This window comes from Gordonia sp. UCD-TK1 (assembly GCF_001691435.1).
Taxonomy (GTDB): domain Bacteria; phylum Actinomycetota; class Actinomycetes; order Mycobacteriales; family Mycobacteriaceae; genus Gordonia; species Gordonia hongkongensis.
Genome location: NZ_LZMP01000003.1, coordinates 89,889 through 102,302, shown reverse-complemented (window position 1 = coordinate 102,302; position 12,414 = coordinate 89,889). Strand labels below are relative to the sequence as shown.

General features: G+C 66.3%; 16 protein-coding genes. 10 read left to right on the top strand and 6 right to left on the bottom strand.

Annotation, left to right across the window (positions count from 1 at the left end; genetic code table 11):
- The first annotated feature begins 444 nt into the window (after nucleotides 1–444).
- A complete protein-coding gene (locus A9310_RS03445; protein WP_065629394.1) occupies nucleotides 445–1,464 on the top strand; it encodes an IS481 family transposase in 1,020 nt (339 codons plus the stop codon).
- Here the strand turns inward: A9310_RS03445 and A9310_RS03440 are convergent.
- A complete protein-coding gene (locus A9310_RS03440) occupies nucleotides 1,420–1,680 on the bottom strand; it encodes a hypothetical protein (protein WP_065629393.1) in 261 nt (86 codons plus the stop codon). The two genes, A9310_RS03445 and A9310_RS03440, sit on opposite strands and share 45 nt — an antisense overlap.
- Nucleotides 1,681–1,779: 99 nt before the next feature.
- Nucleotides 1,780–1,986 (bottom strand): helix-turn-helix transcriptional regulator, encoded by a 207-nt coding sequence (locus tag A9310_RS03435; protein WP_238995120.1) that lies wholly within the window; start codon nucleotides 1,984–1,986, stop codon nucleotides 1,780–1,782.
- 368 nt (nucleotides 1,987–2,354) lie between these two features.
- Between A9310_RS03435 and A9310_RS03425 the strand changes: the two genes are divergently transcribed.
- From A9310_RS03425 to A9310_RS03415, 3 genes are all read left to right on the top strand, one after another.
- Entirely contained in the window at nucleotides 2,355–3,365 is a 1,011-nt protein-coding gene (locus A9310_RS03425) for a hypothetical protein (RefSeq protein ID WP_065629391.1), read from the top strand.
- A gap of 124 nt (nucleotides 3,366–3,489) precedes the next feature.
- On the top strand, nucleotides 3,490–3,861 hold the full coding sequence (locus tag A9310_RS03420) for a hypothetical protein (RefSeq protein ID WP_058253460.1): 372 nt from the start codon (nucleotides 3,490–3,492) through the stop codon (nucleotides 3,859–3,861).
- A gap of 101 nt (nucleotides 3,862–3,962) precedes the next feature.
- The gene (locus tag A9310_RS03415) at nucleotides 3,963–4,232 is read left to right on the top strand and encodes a hypothetical protein (protein ID WP_058253459.1); all 270 of its coding nucleotides are present in this window, start codon (nucleotides 3,963–3,965) and stop codon (nucleotides 4,230–4,232) included.
- Nucleotides 4,233–4,420: 188 nt separating this feature from the next.
- Here A9310_RS03415 and A9310_RS03410 read toward each other — a convergent pair whose 3' ends face one another.
- A complete protein-coding gene (locus A9310_RS03410; RefSeq protein WP_058253458.1) occupies nucleotides 4,421–4,657 on the bottom strand; it encodes a helix-turn-helix domain-containing protein in 237 nt (78 codons plus the stop codon).
- Nucleotides 4,658–4,782: 125 nt separating this feature from the next.
- Nucleotides 4,783–5,160 carry a hypothetical protein gene (locus A9310_RS03405; protein WP_139104528.1) on the bottom strand — a complete coding sequence of 126 codons (378 nt, stop codon included), beginning with the start codon at nucleotides 5,158–5,160 and terminating at the stop codon, nucleotides 4,783–4,785.
- Between the two features lie 85 nt (nucleotides 5,161–5,245).
- On the opposite strand from A9310_RS03405, the gene A9310_RS03400 reads away from it, so the two are divergent.
- From A9310_RS03400 to A9310_RS03390, 3 genes are all read left to right on the top strand, one after another.
- Nucleotides 5,246–7,036, top strand: a complete 1,791-nt coding sequence (locus A9310_RS03400) for a DNA cytosine methyltransferase (RefSeq protein WP_254661160.1) — start codon at nucleotides 5,246–5,248, stop codon at nucleotides 7,034–7,036.
- Between the two features lie 107 nt (nucleotides 7,037–7,143).
- On the top strand, nucleotides 7,144–7,812 hold the full coding sequence (locus A9310_RS03395) for a type IV toxin-antitoxin system AbiEi family antitoxin domain-containing protein (RefSeq protein WP_065629389.1): 669 nt from the start codon (nucleotides 7,144–7,146) through the stop codon (nucleotides 7,810–7,812).
- On the top strand, nucleotides 7,812–8,843 hold the full coding sequence (locus A9310_RS03390) for a nucleotidyl transferase AbiEii/AbiGii toxin family protein (RefSeq protein ID WP_065629388.1): 1,032 nt from the start codon (nucleotides 7,812–7,814) through the stop codon (nucleotides 8,841–8,843). Before A9310_RS03395 ends, A9310_RS03390 begins: the two co-directional genes overlap by 1 nt.
- 81 nt (nucleotides 8,844–8,924) lie before the next feature.
- On the opposite strand, the gene A9310_RS03385 is transcribed toward A9310_RS03390, so the two are convergent.
- On the bottom strand, nucleotides 8,925–9,875 hold the full coding sequence (locus A9310_RS03385) for a nuclease-related domain-containing protein (RefSeq protein WP_139104527.1): 951 nt from the start codon (nucleotides 9,873–9,875) through the stop codon (nucleotides 8,925–8,927).
- Nucleotides 9,876–10,420: 545 nt separating this feature from the next.
- Nucleotides 10,421–10,675: a hypothetical protein gene (locus tag A9310_RS03380; RefSeq protein WP_065629386.1), complete on the bottom strand. Its 255-nt coding sequence runs from the start codon at nucleotides 10,673–10,675 to the stop codon at nucleotides 10,421–10,423.
- A 118-nt stretch (nucleotides 10,676–10,793) separates the two neighbouring features.
- Here A9310_RS03380 and A9310_RS03375 point away from each other — a divergent pair, with 118 nt between their 5' ends.
- The 3 genes from A9310_RS03375 to A9310_RS03365 all read left to right on the top strand — a co-directional run bounded on the left by A9310_RS03375 (nucleotide 10,794) and on the right by A9310_RS03365 (nucleotide 12,373).
- Nucleotides 10,794–11,468 carry a DUF6349 family protein gene (locus A9310_RS03375; RefSeq protein WP_139104526.1) on the top strand — a complete coding sequence of 225 codons (675 nt, stop codon included), beginning with the start codon at nucleotides 10,794–10,796 and terminating at the stop codon, nucleotides 11,466–11,468.
- A 123-nt stretch (nucleotides 11,469–11,591) separates the two neighbouring features.
- Nucleotides 11,592–11,840 (top strand): helix-turn-helix domain-containing protein, encoded by a 249-nt coding sequence (locus A9310_RS03370; RefSeq protein ID WP_065629384.1) that lies wholly within the window; start codon nucleotides 11,592–11,594, stop codon nucleotides 11,838–11,840.
- A 302-nt stretch (nucleotides 11,841–12,142) separates the two neighbouring features.
- Nucleotides 12,143–12,373, top strand: a complete 231-nt coding sequence (locus A9310_RS03365) for a redoxin NrdH (RefSeq protein ID WP_065629383.1) — start codon at nucleotides 12,143–12,145, stop codon at nucleotides 12,371–12,373.
- Nucleotides 12,374–12,414: the final 41 nt, after the last annotated feature.

The following is a 12,414-nucleotide window of genomic DNA, read 5'->3' as shown; positions in this document are numbered from 1 at the left end:
AAAGTGGCGTTGGGAAACTTCTGCACGTCGACCTCGGATAGTTCGCCGAGCAGCAGTTTCAACCCTTCGGGGTAACTCGCGGGAGCCTTGATCTGCCCGAGGTCGAGGTTCCTGAGCTTCTTCTTGGCCGGCGGCTTCGGCGGAGGCTGTCCGGGACCGGGCGATCCCGTGGGCGGGGTCGGGGTAGCGCCAGGGCCTCCGGAAGGCGGGTTTCCCCTCCACCCGGATTCGTCCCTGTAGTTGGGGTCGTGGGGCCAGACGGAGCTGCTTCGGCTGCGTCGGCAACGATCTGACGCAGTTCCTTCATGAGTTGCGTGTAGCGAGGACTAGATGTACTGACCCGGGACGTTAGGTACGGCGTTCGGCGAGTCGACGTGACATAGGGAAGACCTCCGAGTGAGGTGTGGAGCTGTCTAGGAACCGCTCCTCAACCCGGAGGTCTTCGTGTCTCACCGTAATTCACCGTTGTCCCCGACTGGCCGGTTGCGTCTGGCTCGGTGTGTTGTCGAAGATGGGTGGCCCTTGCGCCGCGCGGCTAACCGGTTCAACGTGTCGGTCACCACGGCCAAGCGATGGGCGGATCGCTACCGCGAATCGGGGCCGGCCGGGATGGGTGATCGGTCCAGCCGGCCCCGATCGTGTCCGCATCGCACCCGCCGGCGCCGGGAACGCCGGGTCGTCGGGTTACGCGTCTCCCGTCGCTGGGGGCCGGCCCGGATCGCGTTTCACCTGGGGTTGAACGTCTCCACGGTGCACCGCATCCTGACCCGGTACCGATGCCTGCGGTTGTCGTGGATCGACCCGGCGACCGGGGCGCCGGTACGTGCCCGCCGGCGCGAGGTCCGCCGGTATGAACGTGAAGCGCCCGGAGACTTGATCCACGTCGACATCAAAAAGCTCGGGAGAATCCCCGACGGAGGTGGACATCGCGTACACGGCCGCGCCCAGGGCGCCCGCAACTCCAGTGCCCACCGCGAGCCTGGGCGAACCCGCAAAGTTGCTGGCCGCCCGAACCTGGGGTACGCGTATCTGCATCACGCCGTCGACGACCATTCCCGCTACGCCTACTCCGAGATCCTCGCTGATGAGAAGAAGGAAACCGCGACCGCGTTCATGACTCGGGCGTTGGCGCACTTCGCCTCGATCGGTGTCACCACCGCGCGAGTGATGACCGACAACGGCTCTTGTTACCGGTCCCGGGTATTCCGGGACTTGTTGGACGAAAACGGGATTAGACACAAGTGGACCAGACCGTACCGGCCGCAAACCAATGGCAAGGTCGAACGATTCAACCGGACCCTGCAGGAGGAATGGGCCTACGCCCGTCCCTACCTCAGTGAAACCGAACGCGTCGCAGCCTTCCCCGAGTTCCTTCGCATCTACAATCACGAACGCGGCCACACCGCACTCCGAGGCAACTCACCCGCCGACCGCGTACCCAACCTGGCGGGTCAGTACAGCTAGCGATGCGGACGTCCCGTCACACCGTTCCACGCTTGTCGTCGAGCACGCGCCTGTCCGGTCGTTGTGTCCATTGGCTTCGATTGCGACGTGTCCGCCGGCCACATAGAACATCGCCATCCGATAGCCAGCCTCCATGGCCTTGGCACCCGACTCACCGCCAAACTCACCGCCAGGGGTGAAGAGGTTGACGATGGTGTTGGTCAATCCGGTGAACATCAGGTTCCTCCTGCGTCGGTTTGTTGCCTGCTGTGCGGCGTTGTCCCAGGTCGTCGACTCGCAGTTACCTTCTCACGAAGGTCCGACAGTCTCGCCGAATCAGTCGGGCAGCAGGTGCGAGGCGGCAATGCCGAAGTGGTCGGCGATCCGGTAGAGCGTTCCGATGGTGATGTTTTCGCGTCCGGCCTCGATCGCCGACAGGTGGGTTCGGTGCACGCCAACAGCTTTGGCTACTTCGGCCTGCGTCTGACCGCAGCTGGTTCGCGCGTCGCGCACACGCTTGCCCAGCTCCTGAAGTCTCTCCACGGTGTTGACTATATCCCACACGCATGTAGACTAAAACCATCACCGCTGATGATGGGGTGAACCTTCGCTGCCGACTCGGGCAGAAACAAAAGTGGTCCGTGGGTGCTGGAACACCCACGGACCCGACGCACACCACGGAAAGGGCCGTGACATGCACCAATGCGCCACTCTAATCGAACAAGCCTCGGGCTATCTTGCCGCCGACCACACCATCCGCCGCATCACCCCGAGCGCCCGGGCGAGCGCCGCAGCGGCGATCCTCGCCCACTACCCGCCGACCTCGGCGTTCGATGATGGATTCCGGCAGCGGCTTGTTGAGTTCACTCCCCCCATGGCATCTGCCGATCACCGAAAGGGGATGTAGAACAATGGAGTTCACAACTCTCGGAGTCCTGGCCGACGCAACCCCCCTCAAGCCGGAAGCCCCTGAGGGCCTCATGCAGCTGGCGTCCGACCTCGGATGGGGGGCCTCGATCCTCGGGGTGGTCATCCTGCTGGGGGCAGGCCTGCGGGCCGCCATCGCGAAGCAAACGGGCGAAGTCGCCGCCACCGTCGCTCCACTTGCGATCGGCGGTGTCATCCTCTCCTCCGTCGGGGCCGTTCTGACTCTGGTCGGCCCCGACCCGGATCAGGACAGGCAGCCAACCACCGACGCGCCCCCCGCGCCGACGCCGCCGGCCCCCGCCCCGACCGAGCAGAACCCGATCGAGCAGACACCGTCGGCACCCGAGGCGCCCACCGACTACACGACGCTGTGGATCATCTGCGGAGCCGTCGCGGCCAGCCTCATCGTCATCGCTGTCGCGGTTCTCGCCTACCACAAAGTGAGCCAAGCACGTTCTCGCCGAGACGTTCTCGTCAAGAGCACACGCGCTCAGTGGGTCAAGGCGGCCGACGTCCTCGGCATCATCGACGCCGACTACGCCGCCTATCACGCCGACCTCGCAGACCGGCTCTTCACCCGCCCACTCCTCGACGACACCAACGACCCCCACACCGCGGCGTTCCTCGACGCCTACACCGCCGCCCGCGCCGCCGCCTACGACTCCCGGCCCCTGGACAGAGACCTCGCCGAGCGAGCCGTCACCACCGCCCTGGCAGCCCGCGACGCATGGAACACCGCCTCACGCCACGCCCGCGACACCGGCCTGAGCCTCCAACCCGCCAAACGCGAAAAACTCACCCGAGCACGCAAACTGCTCGACCAGGCGCTCGACCCCACCATCACCGACGCCTACCGCGACAACCTGCTCGACCGCATCACTACACTCATCGCCGAAGCCGGCGCACGACGCATCCCGCCGGTCCGGGCGCTCGTCGCCGAGTCCGTGCAACGCCAACTCGACACCCAGGCCAAGCGCCCGCAACTGCAACGATGACCCAGCTGACGGGCGATTCGGGCGCGCGATGCACGCCACGGCGTCGGTGCGGCATGTTATGCACACACAAAGACAACACCCGAATCGCTCTCGAAGAAGGGCCCTTCGACCTACAAGGAGAAACATGAACTGGGTGATCTGGTCCCTCAACGTGGCCGTCATAGTCCTCGCGATCGCCGTCATCGCCTTATGGAGATTCCCCATCGGCAACTTCGGTTGGTTCCAACGCCTACTCCGCGCCCGGAAGCGAGCCCTCGCCGAAGGCCACACAGAAGACTGGCATGACGACGCCTGGTACGACGCACTCGCCGCACACGGTATGCGCATCAACGATCCAGACGCCCCGCTCGCACCCGCCGGCCACGAGGCAGAGTTCACCAGGCGCCACCCTGGGCCGACACCGCCGCCGCGGCAGCCCGCAAGCATGGTCAACCCCATCCTCGCGCTCATCGCTGTAGCCATCGTGGCCACGGTCAGCACGCTGGCGCTCAACTAGACCATCAGGAGACCACCATGTGGACTTATCAGTGACCAGCAACAGGTTTGCTCTCAAAGGCCACGCGAACTGTCACCCACCCCGCGAGGAGAGATCCCCTCATGAACTTGCCTTCGGCCCACAGCGTCCTGACACCCCGTGAGTTCGCGGCTCTCCTGCGCGTTGACGCCCGAGCCCGTCGACGACGAGTCCGTCTCACTCATAACCTCGACTACGAGACGTTCTACGCCGGGCTCGCCAGCTCGATCGACGACCAGCCCGACAACGTCGAGTTGGCCCGTAAAGTGCTCACGCTCTGGAACAAGGACCAGAACTGGTTGCGAGCACGTCGCACACGAACCTTCGCGATCGCCTCGACCGGCGACATCTGACCACCGATCACCACCACCGATCACGAAGGACGTTCTTCTGAGTTGCCACACCCAAACCGAAGATCGTTCCTCACAGGATAGGAGGGGAGGGCGGCGAGCTCCCCCGAATGTGCAGCCCCCTCCCCTCCGTCCTGGTTACGCGCGACGGCGACCAGCCGGTGTGGGTCTTCACTGAGGGTCGTGGAGGGTTAGTGCCCGATCTGGTGAAGTAGTTGCGAGATCGGCACTTTCAGCGCTTCGGCGATGCGCGCCAGGGTGATGATGGTTGCTCGCCGCGATCCGTCTTCCACGCCGCGTAGCATGTTGCGCTCGACGCCGGCCTCGAGACCCAGGGCCCGCTGACTGAGGCCCAGTTCCTCGCGGCGAGTCGTGATCGCTTCTCCGAGAGCGCGTAGCAATGCAGGTTCGTCGATGTCGACGGCCATGACGGCTCCTCCTCCCCTGTCGCCCGCCAGGTCGGCGGGCGCACTCGGCGTGGCTGAGCCTACCGGCGAGGTCGCCACGGGCGGCAGCACGACGGCGGTGCGCCCGGTCGGCGCGGGACAGCTGCTCACTGCGCGGGTTTCACGATCGTCAGAGTCAGCTGGTCGTCGTCGATGTGCTCGTCGAACTCCTCGACAGCCGGCCAGTGGTCACAGACGTACTGGTCGCGCTCGGAATCGTCCATCGCTGCCCACTGCTCGGGCAGCGGGCCGACGTAGCGCTGCACCCGGCGTACCAGATACGACCGCTCGACAACCTCGGTGCGCGCCAGTTCGGGCATCGCTTGCTCGACCAGCCCGACGAGGGCGGCGGCCGCGTCATGTTCAGCGTCGACATTGCCTGCGAGGTCGCAGGCTTGGCGCCACCGCTCGATGCCTGCGGCGATTGCTCGCGCATGAACGCTCATCGGTGTTGCCGCGCAGGTGTTTTCGGTGGTCGTGGCCATGTGCTGCTCCTTCTTTCCTCCGTACCTCAGTGGCTGCCTATAGGCTACCGTTAATGGTAGTCTATAGGCAACCACTAAGGATGGAATGAGCGAGGAAACGACGATCATGGGGCACATCATCTCGAAGACAGCGGAACACCGACCGGCGCTGCGCCGCAGACGATTCCGCCACGACAATCCGACCGCGCTGGACTTGTTCTCAGGATTTGGCGGATTCACCCAGGGCATCGAGGCCGCCGGTTTCGACACCATCGTCGGGGCCAACCACAACCGCTACAAGGTCGAGGTGCACGAGGCCAACCATCCGCACGTCGAGCACTGGATCGCTGATCTGATCAACACCGACTCCGACACCTACCACTCGGTGCGTGAACTCCCGGCAGCCGACCTACTGGTCGCCGGGGTGACCTGCACCAACCACTCCCAGGCCAACACCCAGCGTGCCTACGAACAGGGACTGACGTTGTTCGACCTCGACGACCCCGAGTTCGAGGAACGCGCCACCCGGTCCGAGCGGGACCGCGCAACGGCCAACTGCGTGCTGCACTACGCCGATCAGCACCACCCCCTGCTGATCCTGGTCGAATGCACCACCGAATTGCAGTCCTGGGGACCAGCGGTCCCCGGCCGACGCAAGGTCGGCGACGGGTCGACGTATCGGTGGTGGCTGCGCGAGATCACCAAGCTCGGCTACGAACACAAGGTGCTCTACCTCAACTCGATGTTCTTCGGCGTCCCCCAGAGCCGGGACCGGCTCTACATCGTGTTCTGGGACCGCACACTGCCCGCCCCCGACCTCGACCACCGCCCCCAGGCGTGGTGCGGTCCCTGCGATGAGGCCGTCGAGGCGATGTGGGCGTGGAAGACCGGCGTGCCCGCCAGCGGATCGGTGCGCTACGGCAAGCAGTACAACTACCGCTGCCCGCGCTGCTTCGGCGAGGTCTCCCCCACCGCCACACCCTCGCTGACCGCCTTGGACCTCACCCACCTGGGCACCCGGATCGGCGAGCGGACCAAACCGCTGGCCCCGGCGACCATGGCCCGCGCCGAGCGGTGCCGTCAGAAGTTCGCCGAGTTCCCCGCCGTGCTGATGCCGGCCAAAGCCCAACGCGGCGTGGAACGCCACCCGCTGCAACCGATGGCCACCCAGACCTCGCAGCAAGAGACCGCGCTGCTCAGTACCGGCGCCATCATGGTCGCCGCCGGAAATACCTTCGAGCGCCCCGGATCGCAGTGCCGGACCCGAACCCTGGGGCAGCCGCTGTGGACCCAGACCGCCACCAACGCCACCGGCCTGCTCACACCCCCAGTCGCCATGGCCATCAACAACTTCCAAGGCGCACCACGCGGCCTCGACGAGGCCCTGCCCACCCAGGGCGGCTCGGAAACCCTGAGCATCGTGTCCTCGGGTGTGGTGCCCTTCCGCAAACACACCACCCCGACCAGCCACGCCCAGGCCATGCCGACAGTCACCGCCGAACAGAGACCCGGCCTGCTCACCGCGACCGGCGACCCCGCCCTGCTCGCAGGCTGGTTCAAACAGAACGGCAGCACCGGCACCGAAACCGCCGCGCACCCGCTCACCGACCCACTGGGCACCCTGACCAGCCGCGACACCACCGCCCTGCTGGCCTCCCACTGGCGCGACGCCCTCGCCGAGATCCCGCTCGATGAGTGCTTCTTCCGCATGATGACCCCGCACGAGGTCGGCCGCGGCTGCGGATTCGACCCCGACTTCGGCGACCACAAAGGCACCTTCACCGTCTGGGGCAAAGGCCGCGACCAGATCGACGGCTACGGCAACGCCGTCACCCCACCCGTGCCCCTGTGGATCGGCACCCGCCTACGCGAAGTCCTGCACCCCACCAGCGGATGACGACGTCGACCGCCCCGGCACACCGTGACCACCGGGCCGGGGCACGCGGCCCAGGCAGGCCGCGCTCGGGAAACTTCGCCGACCACACCCGTTGCTATTATTGCTGCATGATCGACGCTGGCCGGTGGGGCGCGATCCGCGACCTGGCGGATCGCCAGTTCGGGCTGTTCACCACTGCTCAAGCCCGCCACCTCGGCGTGGCGCCGTACGTCCTGGCTCGCCTCGCTTCGCGTGAGGCCATCGTCCGGATTCACCACGGCGTCTACGAGGTCCCCGAGTCCTCGGCCTGGACCACGGTCGGTGACTGGGCGGCACAGTGGTTGGCGCTGCACCCCGCCGCCGACATCGAGGACCGCCGCACGCGCCCCGACAGCGTCGTGAGCCACGCCGCCGCCGCCCAAGTCCTGCGCCTGGGCACGATCACCGCATCCGGTCTCGAGCTGAGCAGCCCGCACCGCATCAACGTCCGCGACCCGTCGGTGCGCACCTGGCGCCGGCCGATCGGGGAACGCGGCCGCGACTGGGACCTCGTCGACGGGCTACCGGTGACCACCCCCGCACGCACCGTGGCCGAACTGCTCCTCACCCACGGCGACGGCGGACACCTCGGGACCGCGCTACACACCTGCCTGAGCGAGTCGCTGGTCGACGCCGACGAGCTGATCGCGGCATGTGATCGGGCCGCTCCGCGATGGAACTACGCCTCCGGTGCTGAGCTGTTCGCCGCGCTGCTCGATCAGGCCCAGATGCCGGCCGAACCGGTGCTGGTCGGCTGATGCCCTATGCGTCCGAAGAGGCCTTCCGCGCCGGGCTGAAAGCCCGCCTGTCGGCCGAGGCTCGGACGAGCAGGTTCAGCCGTGACGAGCTCGCTCAGACCGTGACCCTTCAGTTGTTCCTGGCGCGGCTGTTCCGCTCCCCCGACGCCGACCAGTGGATCCTCACCGGCGGTACCGCCCTGCAATTCCGGGCGCCGACGCAGGCGCGGCCGACTGCCGACGCCGACCTGGCCACCCGCCTCGACGCCGAACACATGCAGCACTCGCTGCGCCAGGCCGCCCACCCCGGACCCGGCGACTTCGGCGAGTTCGACATCACGATCACCGCGACCCGCAGCCCCGGCTTGTTCGCCGGACGTATCCGCTACAACATCGCCGGACAACGGTTCTCCGACGCCACGCTCGACCTCGCCACCCACCGGGAGATGCTGCTACCGCCCGAGACGATCAGCCCGCGCCCGGCGCTCGCGCTCGACGAACTCGACCCCATGCCCGTGATTCGGATGCAGGCCGCCGCCGAAGCGGTCGCCGACAAGGTCGCGGCCCTCTACGAGCTGCACGGACCTCGCGGCGACAGCCCCTCGACTCGCGCTCACGATTTGGTCGACCTCGCCATCCTCGCCCGCACCCAGTCGTTCGATGCCGAGCAGCTGCGCGCCGCGATCCGCCACCAAGAACAGCGCCGTGGACTGACGGTCCCGGTGCCGTTGATCCTGCCCAACCCGACCTGGGAACGTGACTACCCCCAACGCGCCGCGCACAGCGGCCTACCGGCGCACCTGCACCAGGCCGACGCCGCGCTCGCGGCCGCCAACAGCCTCATCGAACCAATCCTGGCGGGTACGGCTGGGCACGGCCGATGGAACCCCGACGACGGTGCGTGGACTTCGGAGAGACCACGCTCGATCGGAGAACTGCTCGGCGACACTCGCGCTCCACACGCGGCGCCCCGCACACCCGCCCCGGAGACGTCCAGCGGGCCGCCGGCGCCGAGCACGGAACGCTCCCGCGACTACGGGCCCGAGCTGTAGCCGCGAACGTCGAACGAGGGTGTCCAGTCGCGTAACGCCGCTCGACGACGTGCCTGCTTCGGGAAGTCCAGTGTGGTGGCCTTACCACCAGGACTTTCGTTTCCATCCGGGCCGCTCTTTGTTCAGCGCGTCGTGTTGCATGCGGAGTACCTGATCCTGGCGGCGTTGCCGACGTTTCTGCTCGAACTGTTGCTGTTGTCGGGCGAGATCCGCTTTCTTCTTCTGCTTCTTGGACTTTCGGCTGTCCAGCCAGTCTTGGGCGACCTGCTGGCGTGCTTCGCGGCGTTGCTGCTGGGCCGCGCGCTGTTCATCGCGTGCCCGCAGGAGGGCCTGGTGTTGTTCGACCCTGTGGGCTTGCGGTGTCCCCGGCTTTTGCTCGAGGACGCGCGTCATGGTGATCGTTTGCCACTGCTGGTACTGCTGGACGTGAACGGCGTTGCCGTTTCGTGGGATTCCCGCCGCCAGCCACGTGATCACGTCGTCGAGACCGTCTGCGGCGAGGCGCATAGGTGGGTGGTGACCAGCCAGCGTGTTGTCGACCGTGAGGCGCCCGGGTCGGCTGGCATGAACGAGGATTGCCGCGTTGACTTTCGCCGGCGCCACGATGGTCGCGAATTTGGCAACGGCATCGCCGAAACTGCTCCGGATCAGGCGTGGGTTGTCGGCAGGACCAGCGAGGATAGCGTCGCCGTACCAGCGGTAGTCATCGGGCATCCACAGTTCCGAGTCGATCAGAAACACCCGGTCACCACAGACGAGGGCATGGTCGATATCGGCGTGCTCGGTGCCTGGATATCGGAGACCGTGAACGATCTGGACCCCATCTGTTGCATGGAACCGTGCCAACTCCGCGATGAACAGATCGTGCGACTTCTGCTCGCCGACCAACCCTTTGAGCAACGCTTCCTCGTCCATCGAGGACCGCAGCGCTGAATTCGACACAAGCCCCTCGCCGGGGTTTCCGTAGACCCGTTGCGCAAGAATCTGCACGTCGATAGACGCCTGACCAGGCTGTCCAGAAGGAGTCGACACGTTCGTACCGTAGCGGACGCGGTCCCCTGCATGCAGCGACCTGATGGTGAGAACTCAGGTGGACGGCTCCCGGTAGATCGGGCAGCCGCACGAGGTGTTGCAGGCGAAGCTCCAGGTGGGGTGGGCGGCGTGGGTGTGTACTCCCCAGGGGTGCCCGCATTCGCAGTCGGGAAAGAACTGGCGGTCCCAGCGGTCGCAGAGGTCCTCGACGATGAGCGTGCTTGACGGGTAGCGTGGGGTCGACCTCGACCGGGCAGCCGAGGTAGCCCAGGTCGTGGTTGATGACCAGCCCGTAGTCGAAGGTGTTCTGCCCGCAGCGCCCACACCAGTCCTCGCCGGTCGGCACGGGTTGGCCGTCGGGTCGACCGGCGCGACGCTGCTCCCACAGCTGACGCAGGGTCGCGATTTCGGCCTCGAGGCGACGTTGCTCCTCGATGCGCTCGGCGGTGCCGTCGAGCAGATCGAGCAGGTCGATGTCGTCGTGGTCGGACGATGTGCGGCGCGTCATGGGGTGTCCTCTCAGATGACGTCGTGGCGTAGCGGCGTCAGTTGGCGGCGTAGATCGGTGTGCGGGCCAGGAACAGGCATTCGCGGTTCTCGTCATCGGCCAGGACGATCCCGATACCGGTGGTGAGGATTTCGGCGAGACCAAGCGCCCACTGGGACCACGTCAGATCAACCATGGCGTGCACGTGCTCGATGGGTACCAACTCGTGATGTCCGCTCTGGAGCACGTTGGTGGCGCGGATGATCTCGCGTGCGCTCGGGCTGGCGGCGATGTTGCTGTAGCTCCACGACATGCGAGGCTCCCTTTGTGTCGAATGTTGCTGTGGTGGTGCATGTTCTGGGCGTCTAACCCGCCGTAGTTCTGCACCTTATAGGGTTCACAATATGCACCCTATGGGGTACAGTCAAGTCATGACCACAACCACTCTCCCGACGACGCCGACCGCGCCGTCCTCGCAGGGCCTACAGCTCGACATGTTCGCCGAGGCGGCACGCGATGAGCGTGCGCACGCCGAGCGCACAACTGGTGTCCCTCGCTTGTATGCCCTGCGGTGCACCACGATTGCCGACTACGAGCACGCGATGACGCAGTGGAGGAAGGCATGGCCTGATCTCGCCTGCCTGCGAGACTCGCACGGCTGGCACGTCGCGATCGGTGAGTACGCGAGCAGCCGCGAACCGACCGACACGTGCATCCCGATCACCCTGCAAACCGACCTCCGATGCAACCGGGCATCGCACCGCGGTTGCCTGTGCGTGGGTGATCTGGTCTCGCGCAGCTTCTGCCGAGGATGCGGCTGGCATTCCGAGGTCGTCGACGACGACACCGACGCGGCGCTGTTGGGCCTGGACCACTGCTTCCCGGGATGGCGCGACGACCCGATCGTGCCCTCGGCGCCCTACGACGACGGCCCCAAGCGCCGCACCCGCATCAACTGGGAAACCACCGTCACCGAGCTACACGGCACCGATCGCCCCCAGGGCTATCCGATGATCACCCGCCGCGGACCGCACGGGTGGCGGGCAGTGCCTGGCCGATCGTTGTGGGGAGGCTACGACGTCGCCGCCGAAACGCTCGGCCGATGACCGACACCACCGATCGTGGCGTGCCCGGCCTGCGTTGCCGGGCACGGCACGCACTCGCCTTCGGTCGGCTCTGGCAAGCTCGACACCACACAACCACCCACCGCCCCCGAGAGGCCCGCGTCCATGTCGAGCGACCCGTCCGCCATCAGCGTCGACGAGACCGCCGTCATGGCCGCTGTCGGTGCGGCGATCGTCGCCCGCCGCACCGAACTCAAGATCAGCCAGCAAGCCCTGGCGCGCACCGTCGGCACCAGCCGGACCTTCCTGCGCGGCATCGAGGCGGGTGAGCGCGCGCCGACCGTGGTCACCCTCACCCGGATCGCTCGCGCCCTGCACACCMCCCCCAGCGCACTCATCACCACCATCCGCTGACCCGGCCCCGCCACTCTCAGCTCGCCCGCGGCCATCCCACGAGGGCCAGAGCCCTCTTGCCTACCGGCGCAGTCACGCAACTCCCTGCAATTCCGAAGTTATTCGGTGCGCGTTTCTGTGGAGATTTCCGAACGTATAAAAAGAATCCCGGAATAGACGAGGTGGGGGCATTCAAAGGACCCCTAACAGCATGTCTCGGTGCATTTCTTTGAACTTTGAACGACGTTGCAGCCCTTGCCTATACAGCCCATTAGGTATAGAATAGAAGAAAGCAAACAGCCACCGAAAGAAAGGTTTCAGAAATGACGATCACCGTGTACACCAAGCCCGCCTGCGTCCAGTGCCACGCCACCTACAAGGCGTTGGACAAGCAGGGTTTGACTTATCAGGTGGTCGACATCAGCGCCGACGACGAGGCTCGCGACTACGTGATGAGCCTGGGCTACCAGCAGGCCCCGGTCGTGGTTGCCGGCGACACGCACTGGTCGGGGTTCCGCCCAGACCGAGTCAAGGCTCTCGCCACCGCAGCCTGACCCGCCAGTCCCCCCAGAAACGGGGTGTCGCACTTGCCGTC